At 64.0% G+C, this 16,946-nt stretch carries 7 protein-coding genes and 1 tRNA gene; 3 read left to right on the forward strand and 5 right to left on the reverse strand.

All coding sequences use genetic code 11. From position 1 onward, the window contains the following. The first annotated feature begins 79 nt into the window (after window positions 1-79). Window positions 80-637: a tRNA 5-(aminomethyl)-2-thiouridylate-methyltransferase MnmM gene (gene mnmM, locus OKA05_RS10910; RefSeq protein ID WP_264487170.1), complete on the forward strand. Its 558-nt coding sequence runs from the start codon at window positions 80-82 to the stop codon at window positions 635-637. 408 nt (window positions 638-1,045) lie between these two features. Here the strand turns inward: mnmM and ndk are convergent, their stop codons facing one another. The 3 genes from ndk to OKA05_RS10925 form a co-directional block, all read right to left on the reverse strand. Next, window positions 1,046-1,477: a nucleoside-diphosphate kinase gene (ndk, locus tag OKA05_RS10915; RefSeq protein ID WP_264487171.1), complete on the reverse strand. Its 432-nt coding sequence runs from the start codon at window positions 1,475-1,477 to the stop codon at window positions 1,046-1,048. Between the two features lie 173 nt (window positions 1,478-1,650). After that, on the reverse strand, window positions 1,651-7,941 hold the full coding sequence (locus tag OKA05_RS10920; protein ID WP_264487172.1) for a hypothetical protein: 6,291 nt from the start codon (window positions 7,939-7,941) through the stop codon (window positions 1,651-1,653). 170 nt (window positions 7,942-8,111) lie between these two features. Further along, the gene (locus OKA05_RS10925) at window positions 8,112-8,630 is read right to left on the reverse strand and encodes a hypothetical protein (protein ID WP_264487173.1); all 519 of its coding nucleotides are present in this window, start codon (window positions 8,628-8,630) and stop codon (window positions 8,112-8,114) included. Between the two features lie 279 nt (window positions 8,631-8,909). Between OKA05_RS10925 and OKA05_RS10930 the strand changes: the two genes are divergently transcribed. Together OKA05_RS10930 and OKA05_RS10935 are read left to right on the forward strand one after the other, a co-directional pair. Beyond that, window positions 8,910-8,986, forward strand: a tRNA-Pro gene (locus OKA05_RS10930). Between the two features lie 644 nt (window positions 8,987-9,630). Beyond that, window positions 9,631-9,852 carry a hypothetical protein gene (locus tag OKA05_RS10935; protein WP_264487174.1) on the forward strand — a complete coding sequence of 74 codons (222 nt, stop codon included), beginning with the start codon at window positions 9,631-9,633 and terminating at the stop codon, window positions 9,850-9,852. Between the two features lie 228 nt (window positions 9,853-10,080). On the opposite strand, the gene OKA05_RS10940 is transcribed toward OKA05_RS10935, so the two are convergent. Both OKA05_RS10940 and OKA05_RS10945 read right to left on the reverse strand, forming a co-directional pair. Further along, window positions 10,081-16,326, reverse strand: coding sequence for an Ig-like domain-containing protein (locus OKA05_RS10940; protein WP_264487175.1), 6,246 nt, complete (start codon window positions 16,324-16,326; stop codon window positions 10,081-10,083). A 317-nt stretch (window positions 16,327-16,643) separates the two neighbouring features. Further along, the gene (locus OKA05_RS10945; protein WP_264487176.1) at window positions 16,644-16,778 is read right to left on the reverse strand and encodes a hypothetical protein; all 135 of its coding nucleotides are present in this window, start codon (window positions 16,776-16,778) and stop codon (window positions 16,644-16,646) included. Window positions 16,779-16,946 lie beyond the last annotated feature (168 nt).

The raw sequence follows: 16,946 nt of genomic DNA on the forward strand, positions 1-16,946 counted from the left end.
TCTCCAAGCGGGACAAACCGAAACTCCGCACGTTCGTTCTTGTGCGCAAGGGCCAGCGGGGAAATCACGTCTTCACCCCATGACCGTTCCCGAACGCCCGACCGCCCGTGCCCACCGCGAGGTCGCGTCCGTGTTGCGAGAGGGTGATGTGGCAATCGATGCCACGGCCGGCAACGGGCACGACACCGTGTTTCTCGCCGGTCTCGTGGGACCCACAGGCAAGGTCATCGCCTTCGATGTGCAGGAGCAGGCGATCGCATCAACCCGCGAACGACTGGCGGCGGAGGGTTTGTTAGAACGGGTCGAGCTGGTGCATGCATCCCATGCCGCCATGCATGCCTACGCCGGACCGGCTAGCGTCACAGCCGCGATGTTCAATCTCGGCTACCTGCCCGGCGGCGACCACGAGCTGATCACACGGACAGAGGAGACGTTACAGGGGCTGGAGGCGGCCGTGGGCGTGCTGAAACCCGGCGGACTTTTGACAATCGTCTGCTACCCCGGGCACGCAGGCGGAGATGATGAAAGCGCCGCGGTAGTAGCATGGGCGGAGAAACACGGCGCGGAGGTCTTCCGCCGCGAGGACACCCTGAAGCCCGCGCCATTTCTAGTCGTGGTGCGGGCCACCGAAGCCTAACAGGCCGAGCCACAGCCGGCCGGGAGGCCGATCCCGGGACCGCCGGTCTTCAGACCGGCCCGAATGGTCCCTCACTGCCCGCCTGATGACTGGCGCTCCCCCGACCCAAGCCCGCCCGCCCGCAGCCGTCGAAGACCCGGACTGCGCGCAGCCCTGCTGCCGCTCGAAGCCAGCAGCCCTGCTGCGGGGAAGCACCGGGTGCCATCCCTTAAGGCCGACAAAGTCTGCATCGTGCGTTAGGGCACCGAGGGACCATTCAGGCCGGTCTGAAGACCAGCGCTCCCGGGCCCACCGCCATAACACATCCACCCGCCATCCCGCGTCGACGGAACGTCGACACCCCTTAATGAAAAACCCGGCGCACCTTGAAAGGCGCACCGGGCTTCGAAAAACCTTCAGAGCCAAGTGTTAGAACACTTCGCCTTCCTTGAAGAACCGCTTGATCTCATCCGCAGCGGCCTCCACGCCATCGGAAGCGTGGCACACGTTGCGCATCTTCGCGTCGCCTTCCTTGTCGCCGAAGTCACCACGGATGGTGCCGGGAGCGGCGGCCTTCGAGTCGGTCGGGCCGAGCAGGTCGCGGACCTTGGCGATCACGTCGTCGCCTTCCAGCGCGAGCGCAACGACCGGGGTCTCCTGCATGAATTCACGGACGGACGGGAAGAACGGCTTGTCCGCGATGTGCGAGTAGTGGTCCGCCAACAGCTCGTCGGTGAGGAACAGCATCTTCATGCCGCGGATCTTGAAGCCTTCCTTCTCGAAGCGGGCGAGCACGGTGCCCACGAGGCTTTTGGCCACAGCGTCGGGCTTGAACAGAATGAGGGTGGTCTCGAGGGCCATGCGCGGGAGGTAGGCGGCGGCGGCGGGGCTGGCAAGCCTTTTGCAATAAAGCCTCAGCGCCCTCACACTTGGAAAATCCGGACCGCCAAAGGACGCGAATGGACGCAAAGGCAGGAATATGCGTCCCATTCGTCCCATTCGCGGTTTCCACCGCCGCCAGTCCCGGCCTCAGCTCAGCTTGAGGTTTTGTTGGAGCGGCTCGAGTTGTGATCCTGCGCACGCTGACCGCCGCTGCCACCTCCCCCGCCGCCACCCGTGGCGGCGGCTTTCAGCACGGTCACGTGGCCATTGCCGCGGGAAACCGTGATACCGAGGTCGGGGCTATAGACGGTATTCCCACCCAGCAGCATCCCGATCGATGGCTCCCACAGGCACTCCGGGGCCATCCAGCGGACCGGGCCGATGGCAGAAGACGAACCCGTGGGCACCCCGGCCGCGGTGAGGAAGACGGGCTTGCCGGCGTCGTCGCAATCGAAGCGCTCGGTCACCACCCCGGCGGAGTTCGTCATCAGCGAGAAGGAGCTGCGGCCCTCCCAGTCCTTGATGTGTTTTCCATTCAGGTTTTCGTGGGGATCGCCCCAGTGCTCCACCTTGTTCTTGCCGGCGGTCGAGACGTATTCGCCGGGAGGGCAGGTGCAGTAGCGGTAATTCGGTGCCGAGCTGGCGCTGGCGGCCGGGTAGTAGAGCGTGCCATCGCGGGTGGCGATGGCGTGCTGGTTCCCGTCGCTGGAGACAAAGGTCACCGCGGCATTGATCGTGCCGGTGCCCGTGCCGTCATCGCCCCACTCCTGGATGCACTCGGCACCGTCATAGACGAAGGCCGAGGTCACGGCCGGCGAACCGCTGCTGCCGCCGGTGGTGCGGGAAATCCGGCGGCCGATGGCATCGTAAGCGTAGCTCACCAGCGTGATCGAGTCCAGCGGATCGGTCACGGGATCGATGACCGCTACGAGACGGCCCTCCGCATCGTACTGGCTGACGTGGGTCACACTGCCGCGGCCGATGCTGCGGAGATTGCCTTCCTCATCCCAATCGAGCGGACCGCCCGGCCAGGTGGTGTATTGGCCCATCTGCTTGTCGCCGGGAGGCACGCCGTCATCCTGCGTGTAGTCGCCCACCACGCCGTTGCGGGTCTGCTGGATGCGGTAGCCCTCCTTCCCGAGGACGTAGGAGACGAGATCCTCGGGCACCGGCGGCGCACCCATCGCTTCGCGGCGGCGGGTCATGCTGCCGGTGATGCGGCCGAGCGCATCGCGCGTGAATGACTGCATGCGGCCGGGGCCTTGCGGGCTGTCGGTGAAGAGCGTCTGGCGTCCCGTGACGCGCTGGTTGCGGTCGCGCTGCTGGATGACGTGCGCCAGCTCGTGGGCCACGGTATTCTCCACGGTCATTTCCGTGCAGGTGTCGAAGCTGAAGTCGGGGCTGCCCGGCAGCGCGGGCGGACCATCACCGCGATAGCTGAAGGTGGTCACCACGCCATTCGCCTGGGTGCTGCGCCAGACGCGGTCGCCGGCGTACTGCTGGACCACCACGGGCGGCAAAAGCGGCACACCCACGGCATTCAGCCCGGAGATCGACAGCACCCGCCCGAGCGCATCGCGCGATTCCACAAAGCGGCGGCCATCGGCATACGTGATGCCGGTGCGGCCGCGGTGGTTGAAGGTGCGGGTCACAGTGCGGCCGGACTGGGTTTCGCTGAGCGCATTGCCCACCGAGTCCCACGCCCACTCGATGACCGACGATCCCTGCACGCATCGCACGCAATCGCCCAGGCCATTGTAGGCGAAGGTGGTGGCCGCCACCGGAAGGACGTCCTCCGGCAACTGATCGTGGCTGATCGAGGTGACCAGGCCGCGGAGGTTGAAGTCACAGGCGACGATCGCGCCGTTCTTCCGCCGATGCGAGGCCGCACGGCCGAGCGCATCGAAGGTGGTTTCCTCGTAGGTCGAGTCCGGATAGGTGCAGCGCGTCACCCGGCCGAGTGAATCGCAGGTGAAGGAAGTACGATGCCCATAGGAGTCCGCGCTGTAGAGCGTTTCCCCGCAGCGGGTGAGCGAGGAGCAGAGAGGTTCGTACTTGCCATCGCCATCGACATCCGCGCTGGTCAGCTGGCTGAAGGCATCCGTGCCGGAGCCGCCGTCATAGGCCATGCGCACCACCAGCCCGCCGGGCTCGGTGATGGAGACACAGCGGCCGAGCGAATCCCAGGCATACGATGCCGTATTCCCGATGCCATCGGTCACCGAGGTGCAGCGACCGAGCGCATCGTAGGCGCAGGTCATGGTGAAGGTCTGATCAGGAACGCCGCCCACGAGGAAGTGATCGGTCGTGCCGCAAAGGAGACCGTTGCCCTTTTTATCGCGGGTGATCGCGGTGGTCGACGAGCCGTCCGAGCAAGAGGACAGCCGCCCCGCGGTATCATACGCCATGGTAGCGATGCTGTCGCCATTGCAGGTGATGGAAAGCGGCAGCCCGGCGACCGAGCGCCGAACCACCGTGGTTTCCAAGGCAGGCTGGCCGCCACCGCTGGCAGCGAAGCGTTCCTCGATCACGCTGTCATCGCGGGTGAAGACATCGAAGAAGAGATCTTCGCAAAGGCCCGCCTTGGCGTTGTTGCTGCGGGACGAGTTCTGGTTGAAGGCGCGCAGCGAAGGACCGCCGCTCCGCGAGGACGAGCGATAGAGCATCACGTTGCCTGCGGAGCCGGGCTGGTCCTGGAGTTCGCCGAGGACGGTGGTGGTGACGAAGCCCTTGTTATCGTAAGTGCAGGTGGTGACATTGCCCATCGCGTCGGTGACCGAGGCGGGGCGATGGAAGCCATCATACGTGAACGTGGTGACCGGCTGCGTCACGCCGGCCGCGATTGCCGTGACCCTCACCAGAGCACCGCAGGTATCGTAGTCGTTCTCGGTGATGACCGGGGAATTCGCCGTGGCCCCGCCCCGGATCACTCGATGCGGCAGGCCGCGTTCATCGTAGGTGAAATTGCAAACCAGCTCGGCGGTTTGACCGCGGCTGATCGCAGGCGTGCTGAGGCCGGTGAGCTGACCTGCGGCATCGCGGGAGAAATCGACCACCGCGAAGTTCTCCAAGCCGAGCGTATCCGGTACGAGCACCCCGGAAGCATAGATCGGCCGCTCTTCCTCCGCCACGCGGACGACCCGTCCCCGCCCATCGCGGACGTAGAAGGTCGTGTAAGCGGGATTCTCCGCCATCTCCAGGCCATCGGCACCGAGGTGCGAGCTATCCACGCGGACGACCATGCCGCCCGAGTCCACGGTCGCGGTGGTGACGATGGGTGCCGGAGAAGGCGGACTGGTGCAGGAGATCAGGTTGCCTGACAAGTCGTAGCCATAGGACCAGGTGTGCCCCTCGGGATCGGTGATCGAGCTGACCCGGCCGAGATCGTCGTGGTCGAAGGACGTGGTGATCTCCACGCCCTCGGGATCGGCCGTCATGCTGGAGGCAAAGCCATCCGAGTCGTCATAGACCACCATCTCGCTATAGGAAGAGTTGTTGTCCGTATCATCGTTCACCGTGCAGCTCGTGACTTGGCCGCGCGTATTGTAGGTGAAGGCCACGCCGGATCCCGAGATCGGGCCGGACTCGCCGATCAGGTTACCGCGGCCATCGTAGCTGCACGTGAATGCTTGGCCGTGGGCCGTGACGATGCGGGTGGCAAAGGAGGCGTCGCAGGTGCCGATGTAGGTGATGCCGCCGCCGACATCCGCATCGCAGGGGCCGACATAGCCATCGCCATCGTAGTCGTCGATGGACGCATACGATGAATCGAGATCGGTGTCGTCGTTGAAGGCGATTGGCGAATGTTGGCGTCTGCCGGTGGCGAGACCGGACGAAGCATCGCGCGGCGAGTGCTGGCGTCGGCCAGTCGCGAGGCCCGAGGAAGCATCACGCGGCGAGTGCTGGCGCCGGCCAGTCGCGAGACCTGAGGCGGCATCGCGCGGCGAGTGCTGGCGCCGGCCAGTGGCAAGACCGGACGCAGCATCGCGCGGCGAGTGTTGACGCCGGCCAGTGGCGAGACCCGAGGCAGCATCGCGCGGCGAGTGCTGGCGCTTCCCGGTAGCGAGGCCGGAGGCGGCATCGCGCGGCGACTTCACCCCGTGGGCGAGCGCACCGCCGGCGGCGTGGAGGCCGGCATTCACCTTCTCACCGAAGGTCGCGCCCTGCGTCTGTTTGCCCACGGTCACGTTCATCGAGATCCGGTTTGGCATCCCGCCGTTGATCCCCGACATCCTGAGTTCGTCGACATCATCGTTAAGGCCGCCGGTGAAGCTGCTGGGGCTATCAAGCGGGACGCTGCCGCTCGGTCCGCCGCACTTCACGCTGACCCCCTTGATGGGATTGCCGGGGCGCGCCGATTCCGGCGAGCCGTAGCCCGGCAAGCACTCGCAGGTCACGCCGCGCTTTTCCCCGCCGGACGAAACCAGCGTGACCACCCGCGCATTGCCGCGCTCGCGGACCGGGCAATCCTTGCGGAAATCGCGGTCGTAGATGACCTGCTCGCTGCTGCCATCGGGAAAGGTCAGGCGCGTGCACAGGCTGTCCGCATTGTAGGCGCAGCTCGTTTCGAAGTAGTCCGGATCGGTCGGGCGCAGCTTCGTCGAGGGATCCGGCAACTTCGAGGTGGTCACCGGCATGTCCGGCGTGGCGAAGCCGGTATAGCGGCGCGAGCGATGCAGCCGGTGCAGCTTGTCGAAGGAACTCACCGTCACGCGGCCGAGCTCGTCATTCTCGCACATCTCATAGCCGCCATTCAGCAGCAGCGCGAAGGTCGTGCGGAGCTGGGCACCCGCGGTGCCGGTGCGGTGCCGGTCCTGCGCCGAGCAGGTGTCATAGGCCGGGTCCACCGGATCGGTGGCCGATGAGTATTCGAACGCGTCTAACAAACGACCCGCGCCATCGCGCATCGACAGCAGGTTGCCATTGAGGTTCGGATCGGCGAGCCCTTCGGTATAGCTGAAGGAAACCGGCCCGATGGAAGGCGGCGAGCCCGGCTCGAAGGGCGACGAAACCGACGCCAGCCGCGAGCTGGAGTAGATGAACTCGATCTTCTGATAAGTCAGCGAGGCCGCACCATCCTGCGCGCTCACCGAGACAATGCGCGAGGGAGCGACGCTGCTCCACTCCACCGCCAGGCTGCGGTCGAAGGCATCGCTCACCCGCGAAAGCAGGCCGGAGGAATCATACGCGCAGGTCAGCGCGACGTCATTGCGATCGATTATGCTGGAGATTTTCCCGGCACCCGGCGAGCCATCGAGCGGGCGGAAGACCCAGCGGCCATTGTCGGCGAAGGTCAGCGTGAATACCCCATTGCGGAAGCGCCCCTCGCGGAACATTCCTTCGCAGCGGTAGCCCCCGTCCGGCTGGCGGAGGAAGACATCCGCGCGCCCGCCGCCATCGCGCACGATCACGCGCGGAGCATTCGGCCCCGCCGCGAGCGGCACCGGCTCGACCGAGACATTGTAGGAGAAATCCCAGCCCTCCCCGAGTCCGGATGACACCGGCAGCTTCGAGCGATAGGTGCTCACCCACGCCAGCGCCGGGCCGGCGGGGCATGGCAGATCTAGCGAGACATGGTGGAAGGACACCTCACCCGGCAGCGCGGAGGATGCCGGTGAAATGCTGCGGCCCGTGTGCAGGGGATTCACCCCCTCGTGGCCGTTGCCTTGATACAAGGGGTTGGTATTGATCCCGACCGCGCCCATGTCGGAATGTGCCTTCCAAGAGTCATAGCCCTTCTTGCTGAAATAGGCCGCGGAGGCGTCCCGCTTCACCACGATGCCGACACCCGGGATCGGGTTCGACGATGCCATGGGAGCCGCCGGCGGAAGCGACGGCGGCGAGTCCGTGGCGCGACCGGTGCCGGTGATCGTGATCGGAATGTTCAGCGTCACCAGATCGGTCCCACCCGGACCGCGGACCGCCGCCGAGATTACACTTCCCCCCGGCACGATGCCACCGAGCAGGGCTGCGGCCCGCCAGACTCCGCCACCCATCGAGGTCAGCGCGAACTCCATCGGCACGCCCTCCACCAGCAGCACCAGCTTGCTGCCGTCCGGGATGCGCTGGCCGTGGATCAAAAGCTCGCCACCCCCCGCCGGCAGCACCGGCTCGGGGATCGAGAAGACCTCCGGCTCTGGATGAGTGATACGGTAGAAGGACTTCGTCTGGGTCGTCTCAGGATCCAGCCACTCCCCTGCCGTGCCGGTCGCATCGACCAGCGCCACCTGCTTCCAGCCGCCACCGGCACCACCACCGCCGCCCAGATCCGTAGATCGCTCGATCCGGTACCGGACACCCACCTCGGCCGCCCACGTCAGGCGGACTTGCTTGCCCGGCAGCCCGACGGCGAACTCGAGCAGTGGTGGCGGGACAGGTTCCTGGGAAAGCAGCGGCGACGACAGGACAAGCGACAGCAAGGCCGCAGGGAGGCGGGTTTTCATGGGACTGGGAAGGGTTTCACCGGCGGAATCACCCACGACTCCCCGGTAATCAAGGCCTTCTAACGATTCCTCAGCCGGGGGACAAGGACCATCTTGCCCCCTCGCCCGGTGCCCCCTGATCACTGGCAGCGCCGACGGCCACGAAATTCCGCGCCACGATGTAGGAGAACTCAATCTGAGGACTTGCCGCCATCGCCTGGCGCGGCGGCTTCGGCTTCCCGTTTCACCGGGCGAATCTGCAGCTTCCTCAGAAAATCCTGCATCTCCTTCGAGTAGGTAGGCACCTCCGTGAAATCGCAACCATAGGCACCTTCCTCACCACCACGGAGAAATGCGAACTTCAACTCGCCTTTGTTTTTCTTGTTCGCCTCCTCTACAAACTTAAGACGCTCGCCATCATCGATAGGCAAACTGTCGGTGCTAAAGCTGATCTGGATTTTCGCTCCAACCTCAAGCTTCCCCTTGTGACACTCGATCACGGTCGCGTGGTAAACAACCTTTGCAAACGGCGGCTTGACGTCACGCAGTTCGACTTCGGTAACACAAACGAAACCGACATGCTTTGCGTCGTCGAACGTGGCTACCAAGGACTCGTCACTTCCCAGAAATCCCCACCGACGCTCTTCAGACCGAAGAGGCCCGGCAAAGAAAACCAGAAGGACAGCAGCGTATCGCAGAATGGGATTCATGATTTTCTAGCCGAACGTCTGCAATGTAGCCAACGGCGGAGTGGAGCGTCCAGAGAGAAGCCGACGAGAACAGCCCGTGCGGTCGGCATCAAGAGGCGGCTCACGACGCACACCTTCCGACAGCGGTTTCGCCACCCTTGTCGCGCCAGGAGAGCCAACGCCCATCGTGCGGGCAGGGGCCTCTTCGTATCCGAAAATTCGCTTGCAGGCCCCGGGGAAATCGGGAAAAAAGCCCGCCCCGCTTTTTCCCGGAAGCGGGCTTGGAATTCGCCAAGAGATCGGGGTGTGGCGCAGTCTGGTAGCGCGCTTCGTTCGGGACGAAGAGGCCGTGGGTTCGAATCCCGCCACCCCGACCATTAAAGCTCTTTTTTACCCAACCGGTCGCAGCCGCCTTTCCGGCCGCTACACCCATTCCACCCGTGGCGGGATGAGAAACCACTTCCGAGCCCTAGCGAGGATGCCTTTGGGTTTGAACGCGGCGGGAGCTTCGCGACCTCCATTCCCCGGCGAAGCCGCAAACTGGCGTGGTCCGGAGGACAATCCCGCCACCCCGACCACATAGCTCCGCTGGAGCTTCACGGTCAAAGCCGCCTCTTCCGCTACAACACCCATTCCACCCGTGGCGGGATGAGAACCTACTTCCGAGCCTTAGCGAGGATGCCTTTTGGGTTTGAACGCGGCGGGAGCTTCGCGACCTACCATCCTCGGCGAAGCCGCAAACTGGCGTGGTCCGGAGGACAATCCCGCCACCCCGACCATTCAGGCCTTTTCTAACGGACCGGTCATAGCAGCCTCTCCGGCGCTTGGAGAGCAGTGGCCATGCCCCGATGGAGGAAAAGCCGCGCGCCATGGTGCGGCACACCCGGCGCTTCCTCTCGCGATGAGCGCCAGATCGCGCCCCTCCTAACCGTTGGACAGCCCGCACATCCTGAACTACGGGTGTCCGATTCACTAAATGGAAAAATCTGTTCCCCGCAGTGAAAACCCCACACCAAAAGACATGAAAACCTACCTGATTCCCGCGGTCCTAGCTGCCCTGTTCGCTTCTTGCGAACAAAAGGAAACCACAATCAATCCGCCCGCCCAGCACACCGAAAAGACCACCATCATCACCCCGGCTCCTGCCGAGAAAACCACCGAGAAAAAGACCGAAACCGAAACCAAGGTCTCCCCCGGTGGCACGGTCGAAAAGAAGGAGACCACCACCGAGGAGAAAAAGTAGGCTTTTTCCACCGGATGGGGCTCCGGAAAGCCGGAGCCTCATCCTCCGCCCTCCATTTCGGCAGCCGGGTCAAACACCAGGCTAGGTTCGATAACGAGGGTTTGGGGGTAAACCTCGCTCCGGCGGCCACAAAACCGTTGCCGGTTCCAGTAAGGATCGGGAGACCTCGACGACTCCTTCCCTCACCGGAACCAGCTGCCGGAACCGGCCGGTAAATTTTGTTGGTTCTTACGGACTGGATTGCAGGCGGAGGAAGCGCTTCGCCCCGCGCTCGTCGGCTTCGCTGTGCTGGAGGCCGCCGGCCTCCAACGTCATCGTCTGCAAGGGGCTCCACGTCACGAAGTCGGTGGATTCTTCCAGCGTCCAAATGCCCGCCGCTTCGCCGGTGATGTTGAAGTCGACCGTGCCGTCTTCCAAGGTGAAGCCTTCGAGCTTCGGCAGCGGGTCGCCCGAGAATACCGGGTTCACCGGTGGCGAGGGCAGGGTGCTGCTCACACTCACGTTGTCGAAGACGCTTGCCACCGTGGTGCCGCTTGCGCCGGAGCAGGCCGCCATGCCCAGGCTGTAGTTGCCAGACATGCTGATGTTCGCGCTGGCCAACTGAGTCCAAGTCGTCCCATTCGCGGAGATATAGCTCGTGAAGGTATTGCCTTCACGCGTCAGGCGCACCCAATACGGAGCCGCCTTGCCGGACGAGGTCGTCGCCGAGCTGTTTCCTCCGGTGTTCGAGCGCCGCACCCATTGGGCGCTGTTGGCCGGAGTCAATCCGATGAATACCGAGCGCGAACCGCTGGCGCTGGACTCCCGCATCATCACGCCGGCCCTGGCCGCCGAGCCGGTATTCTGCAGGCTCACCACCCGCGCGGTGAGCGTGCCGGTGCCGGACCATGGCTGGCTCACGAAATAGAAGTTGTCGCTGGTGTTCGAGATTCGCGATCCCCCGCCGGTGACATGGAAGGTGCCGTTCAGGTAAGTGGAGCTGGTCGTGGCGGAGACGGTGCCCGTCTTGGCGGCAGTCCATTGGGCGGGGATCGGCCCTGGGACCGTCGCGGTGAAGTTCGCCGTCACCGTCAGATTCGCGGTCACGTTCGAGTCGGTGCGCGGATTGGCGGTCGAGCCGTCGGACCAATTCGTGAAGCCATAGCCGGAATTCGGCACGGCAGTCACCGCACTACTACTTCCTCCGTAGTTGACTGTCTGCGGTGTGCTGCCGGTGATGGCGCCATTGGCCCCGGCGGTGTAGGTCACGGTATAGGCCGCGGGCATGACGCTCACGGTGCCGCTTACTCCGAGCTGGCTGGTGTTCCACACCAGACCCGCCTCCAAGACCGGCAGGTTGATGCTCGCGAACGAACCGCTGTAGCTCGTGGCGCTGAACAGCGTGAAGGCGTCGCCCGCCACCAAGGCACTGCCCGTCGCGGTTACATTCAAGGTGCCGCCGTAAGTCAGGCTGGTCACGCTTTGCACGCGGTCGCCGGTCAGGGTGGAGCCGGCCTTGTTCAGCTCGAAGGCGGCCGTGCCAGCGAGCGTGAGCGCGTTGCTGATCGTCAGCGTGCCGATGCCGCCGGAGCCGGGTGCCAGCGTGCCGCCCGCATTGACAGTCGTCGCGCCGCCGAGCGTGCCGGTGCCTGACAGCGTCCCGCCGTTCACCGCGGTCATGCCACCTGGCAGCGAGCCGGTCACATTCAAGGTGCCACCGTTCACCGTCGTCGTGCCGCTGTAGGTGTTAGAGCCCGAGAGGGTCTGCATGGCGGCACCGCTCTTCACCAGGCTGATCGCCCCGGAGATCACGCCGGACGACGATTGGTTGGCCGCGGTGTTGAGCGTGAGCGTGGCGGCTCCGGTGAGGAGGCCGACCTTCACATTGCCGCTCAGGCCGGCGATGGTCTGGCTGTAGGCGCTGCTGCCGGCCTGATTGTTCAAATTCAAGGTGCCAGCCACGGTGGACGTCAAGACGCCGCCGGGCGCCAGGGTATTGGCCGCGCCGACCGTGACGATGGCGCTGGCGTGGGCGACGTCGAGCGTGCCCCAGGTATTCGACGCATTGCTGAACTCCCACTTGCTGCCGTCTAACAACTGAAGCAATCCGGTGGAAAGCGAGATCGATCCACTGACCTTGCCGTGGTTGCTTCGCAGCACGAGGGAAGGTCCGGAACCCAAGGTGCTGAAGCCGATGTTCCCGGAAACGAGGCTCGCCGTCGCGGCATTGGTTCCATTTCCCGAGATGACAGCGATCCCGTTGGCGCTGGTGTTGTCCACCGTGATGGGACCACCCCAAGTGGAGCTTGCGGCCAGCCCGAGGACCGCCCGGTTACCGCCCCCATTGCCCCGCTTCAGGGTCAGGGCATTGGCAATGCTCAGGCCCGCGTTGACCGAGACGCTGTGGCTGAAGTTCTGGGCACCGTTCACCAGCACGGGACCGGAGCCGAGTGCCGACGCGTTTGCGATGGTGATGCCGTTGCTGTCGCTCCCGTGACTGATGGTGGTGCCGCCGCTGTAGCTGTTCGCGCCACCGAGGGTCAGGGTGCCGTTGCCCGTCTTCGTGAAGCCCTTGTTGCCAGCAAGCACCACGTTGAGAGTGGCCGTGCAGTCGTTGACCACGATGCCTGGCGTGCCCCCGAGGATGTCCAGCGTCAACGCGCCGCCGCTGCCTGAGTTCAGGAGCCAGTGGTTCGAGGCGATGATGTCGTCGAAGAGCAGGTGGCCGATCGTGCGGTCACCATTCAGCGCCACCGTGGTGTCCGCCGTGAGGTTCAGCGTGCTGAAGTCCGCCGTCTGGCCCGCGCCATTGGCGATCGTGCCACCGCTCCAGTTGCCAGCCATCGTCCACAAACCGCCCGCGGCATTGGCCCAGACTCCGCTGTCATTGGATTCCAGGGCCGTATGGTGGGCCAAAAGATACGAGGCTCCGATCTTGGCGGCGACCGTTGCTTCCACATCGCCCAAGGCATCCTCCGCCAGGTAGGCCGACATCCCGTTCCCCGCGGCGGTCCTCTGCATCGTCACATAGCCATCGGGAGTATCGTCCGCATCCCTCGGAGTAGCCGCCAGGATCAAGGCGGATTGGATCGACGGAAAGTTGAACAAATTCCAAACCGCACCGCCATGGTCGAAGGAGGTGACGTTTTGGTAGGCATCGGCATCCGTGGTGCCGGCCTGAACCTGGCAATTGCCGAACTGATGGTTGCCGGCCTCCATCACGATGTAGCCGATCGTTTCATCCGCCCGCTGCGTGACCGGGTCTTCGCCCACGTGCTTGCCGAGTGTCACACGGTTGAGCGCCCTTTCCTTGAACCAGAATGACGACCAACGGCTGTCGTTGCTGGTCATCACCTGGCCAAAAACCACCGGGATGAAGTAGTGCTCATAGCCCGTGTAGGCGAAGTCACGGGTCGTTCCCGTGAATGAGCCACCGCGGTCGGTCGTGCTGGAGGTGAACTTCACAGCCTCCATCTTGAGGCCGTGGGTCTCTGGAGTGTAGACCCCTGCTTCCACCACCAGGAAGCGCACCGCGGTGGCCCCCACCGGCGTCGATGATCCATCGATCCGATCCAGCCTGATCTCAAACGAGGAGCCACTGGCGTTCCGGATGCGGGTGGCCAGAGGCGGTGCGCCGGTCGCGACCAAGGGCTGCGCGACGACGACCATCGAGGTATACGTTTTACCCAGCAGCACCGTCGTCCAGCCGCTGCCATTGGCCACACCATCGAATGCCACAAGCTTGGGATCATTCGCGGCGGCGACGACCTTCACCGGCACGGTGGAGGTGAACACATTGCCGGTCGTGTTCGTCACCGTGTAGGTGAAGCTGGCGCTGCCCGTGAAGCCCGCTGCGGGCGTGTAGGTATACGTGCCGTTGTTGTTGTTCGTGATCGTGCCGCTCGTCGGTTGCGAGACGCTTGTTAGAGTCAGGCCGCCATCGTAGCTGAAGTCGTTCTCACTGGGATCGACGAAGATCACCGGCGAACCTTGCACAAGGGTCAACGACTCGGGCACACGCTCCACCACCATCCAGTCAGGAAGGGCCGAAAGCTCGGTCTGAACCGCGGCGGAGGGGATGATCTGCCACTCGATCAAGAGCGGGCACAAGTTGTAGCCACTGCGGTTGCTGAGCTGGCGCGCCCATTCGTCGACCGTTTCCTGGTCGCTCAGGCTGGCCGGATTGGTCGAAAGGGCGAAAACGCTGTCCTTGATCAAGGCCGCTCCGAACTCCACGGAGAGGATGTCAAACACGGTGCCCTTCCAGTCGACGGCGTGGTGCCCGTGATTGTTGTACAGATCGTCGCTCAGGCTGGACAGGTAGTTGTTGATGCGGCCCGTCGTCAGCTCCTGCTTCCAGGAGTATTTCCGCGCGGTTTCCTGAATCCACTTGCCTCCCATGTTCGGACTCGTTTCGCCGAACTCGTAGAACATGATATTGCCATGGTCACAGATGTGCCCGTACTCGTGCAGAGTCAGCGAGTAGGCACCGGCTTTAAGGTCGAGCGAGTTGGTAATCTCATCGGTTAGATTGTAGGATTGCGGGTAGGTCGAGACGCCGCCGGCCGGGAAGTAGTCGTGATGAACCGGCAACTGGCGACCGGGATTGTGGACGTAGAACTCGCGCACTTTGCCGCAGAAGTAGTCCCACTCCGTGATCACCGCTTCCGGATCGGTGAGGGTCCGCAGCCATTTGTCGGCATCCACCACCAGCGTGGCTTCCGGCGAATCGATCACACCGAAGGGCGTGCCGCGGTCACGGATGCCCGCGACCCACTGCGCGTCGGTGGTTTCACCGAGCTTGAAATAGGGGGCCTGCACCGCACCGGTGACGGTGATGTTCTGCGTACCGGTCCACGTCACATTGCTCGGCACGATGATCTGGATCAGGCCGCCGTGCGGATTGGCCACCTGCACCTGGGCGGCCGCCACATCGAAGTTGATCATCTGGATGGGCATCACCGGATAGCTGGTGGAGCCGTCCGCCGAGCGCAGGTGGCTCACCCGCACATCCAGGGTCTTCGCGGTCAAAGCCGCTGGAAACTGGATCGTCACCAGCTCGCCCGGTGCTGCATAGAAGGGCGTGTAGATCGTCTTGGTATCATGGGCGGCGGGCGGCGGCACCAGGCCAAAGGTCGCATTGGTCACCCGCGGGGCCGCGGCGCTCACCGGCAGGGCCGCACGATGCGCCGTCATCTCCGCCACGGGCAGCGAGTTGATTCCCAGGCACTCCAGATCGAGGAGCTTGCGCTGCACCGCATTTGTCACCGGTGCCTGCGGCGTGGGCGTGACGGCGGCGGAAACGGTCCGGAACAAGAAGAGCAAACGCGCCCGCTCGATATCGCTCTCGGGCAGTTCCTCGCACAAGTACTCTGCGATCGCTGCCGCGGACATCACGTCCGAAGTCGGATAGCCCGAGGGATTCTGGAAGATCGCGGCGATGCCATCCGTGGTGAAGACCCGATCCGCGCGATTGATCGTAAACGGAGGTGGGAAGGGATCCACGGTACCCACACCAAAGGAGAGCCCCGCCTCCCGCAGGATCGTTTCCGTCGCATTCGGCAGGTAGGTCCCCTCGCAGCAGAACAGGCCGCCGCCGCCCTGCACGAAATTCTTCAGTGCCGTGATGTTCGCATTCGAGAGCGTGCGCGGGACCAAGCCGACGAACATCGTCTTGCCAGCCAGTGCCGCGGCCAAGCCGGTGGTATTCGTCGTCGTGACACTGGTGTAGCCCTGCGCGGTAAGCCAGGTGCTCACCTCGGTGCTCATCGTCACGATCGGGATCGTCTTGCTGGTCGTGTTCGCGATCCAGGAAATCGAGTTGGTATAGAAGGTGCCGGTATTGAACTGTCCCGCCAGGGTGTTCATGTCCAGCCACGCCGGGTCCGCGACGGCCACCACGCGGCCCGCCCCCATCGTCGCGGCTGAGATCATCGGGTTGTGTTCATCCTGCCCGCGGTAGTTTGAGATGCTCGCCGCGGTGGCGCCCCAGGCACAGGCGATGCGGCTCCCTGCGGTCGGGGCGATCTGGGTCACCCCCGCCAGGATCGTATTGCGGGCAACCGTCACATCATACGCCGCATTCACCGAGATCGATACCAGCCCGGTATCGGTGCCGCCCGTGCCATCGGAAGTGGTATAGGTGAATGAATCCCTGCCGATCCAACCCGCCGTCGGCGTATAGCGGTAGCTATTGCCACCCAGCGAAGTCAGCACGCCATGTGCGGGCGCTCCCACTGCGGTAATGCTCAGCGTATTCCCATCGGCGTCCTTGTCGTTGTGAAGCAGATAGTCGAGCGTGAGCTGAACGTCCTGCTTGGCGGTGATCGCATCGTCATAGGCCACTGGGGCGGCGGCGGAGGCGGTCATCGCCGTCAAGCCGGACACGAAAAGTCCTGCGATGAAGCTGCGGGGCAAGCGTGCGGCGAAGGGCATCGCCCCATTTCTTTCAAGAGCAGCGGAACCATACTGTAGTCCCAGGGGATCGGGTTTCATGATGAGTGGTAATCAGGAATGCTTGCCTCCCTCGGCTGCGACCGATTGAGACAAATGGGTTTTTCGAGGTCATGATGAGACAGGCCATTTGGAAGGGCCTACTCAAGGGGATTGGAATTGAGCACCGTCCTGAAAATCAGGACGGTTCACCAATGACCCACCGCTTTGGTCAGCGCCCCGGACACGCCCCGGACAAGGGCGATGACGAGCGGGCAGCATCGCGATCCAGCGGTGCGAGCCGTCCAGCTTCGAGGCCTTTTGTTTTTACAACTGGAACAAAAAGCGAACAGGTTTGCACCATCACCCGCCCACTGGTGTCATGGTGCCTGGACCGCGCTGAGGCGGCCGAAGAGCTTGCCACCGGCGGCCTTCGCCGCGGGGATGGTGACGACGATGGTATCGGTAGCGGGTGTTGATGGCGAAGCCGCCATCGAGCGTGGCAGTGCCGGCACCGCTCAGTCCGGGTCTCCGACGACTTGTGCGGAGCTGTTAGGTAATGCGGATCACTGAGAGGCTGTCTGAAAAATGTAGCTGGGGCATCTTGCCAATAGTGTTCGGCACGCTTTCTGAGTTCGCTGGATTGCCCGGGCTTGTTCGCCACCGCGTGCCGGGATCGTCGA

Source organism: Luteolibacter arcticus (genome assembly GCF_025950235.1).
Lineage (GTDB): Bacteria > Verrucomicrobiota > Verrucomicrobiia > Verrucomicrobiales > Akkermansiaceae > Haloferula > Haloferula arctica.

Excerpts from the sequence above, each read along its gene's own strand:
- mnmM (WP_264487170.1), top strand. The coding sequence starts at position 80 with ATGACCGTTCCCGAACGCCCGACCGCCCGTGCCCACCGCGAGGTCGCG.
- ndk (WP_264487171.1), bottom strand. The coding sequence starts at position 1,477 with ATGGCCCTCGAGACCACCCTCATTCTGTTCAAGCCCGACGCTGTGGCC.
- OKA05_RS10920 (WP_264487172.1), bottom strand. The coding sequence starts at position 7,941 with ATGAAAACCCGCCTCCCTGCGGCCTTGCTGTCGCTTGTCCTGTCGTCG.
- OKA05_RS10925 (WP_264487173.1), bottom strand. The coding sequence starts at position 8,630 with ATGAATCCCATTCTGCGATACGCTGCTGTCCTTCTGGTTTTCTTTGCC.
- OKA05_RS10935 (WP_264487174.1), top strand. The coding sequence starts at position 9,631 with ATGAAAACCTACCTGATTCCCGCGGTCCTAGCTGCCCTGTTCGCTTCT.
- OKA05_RS10940 (WP_264487175.1), bottom strand. The coding sequence starts at position 16,326 with ATGAAACCCGATCCCCTGGGACTACAGTATGGTTCCGCTGCTCTTGAA.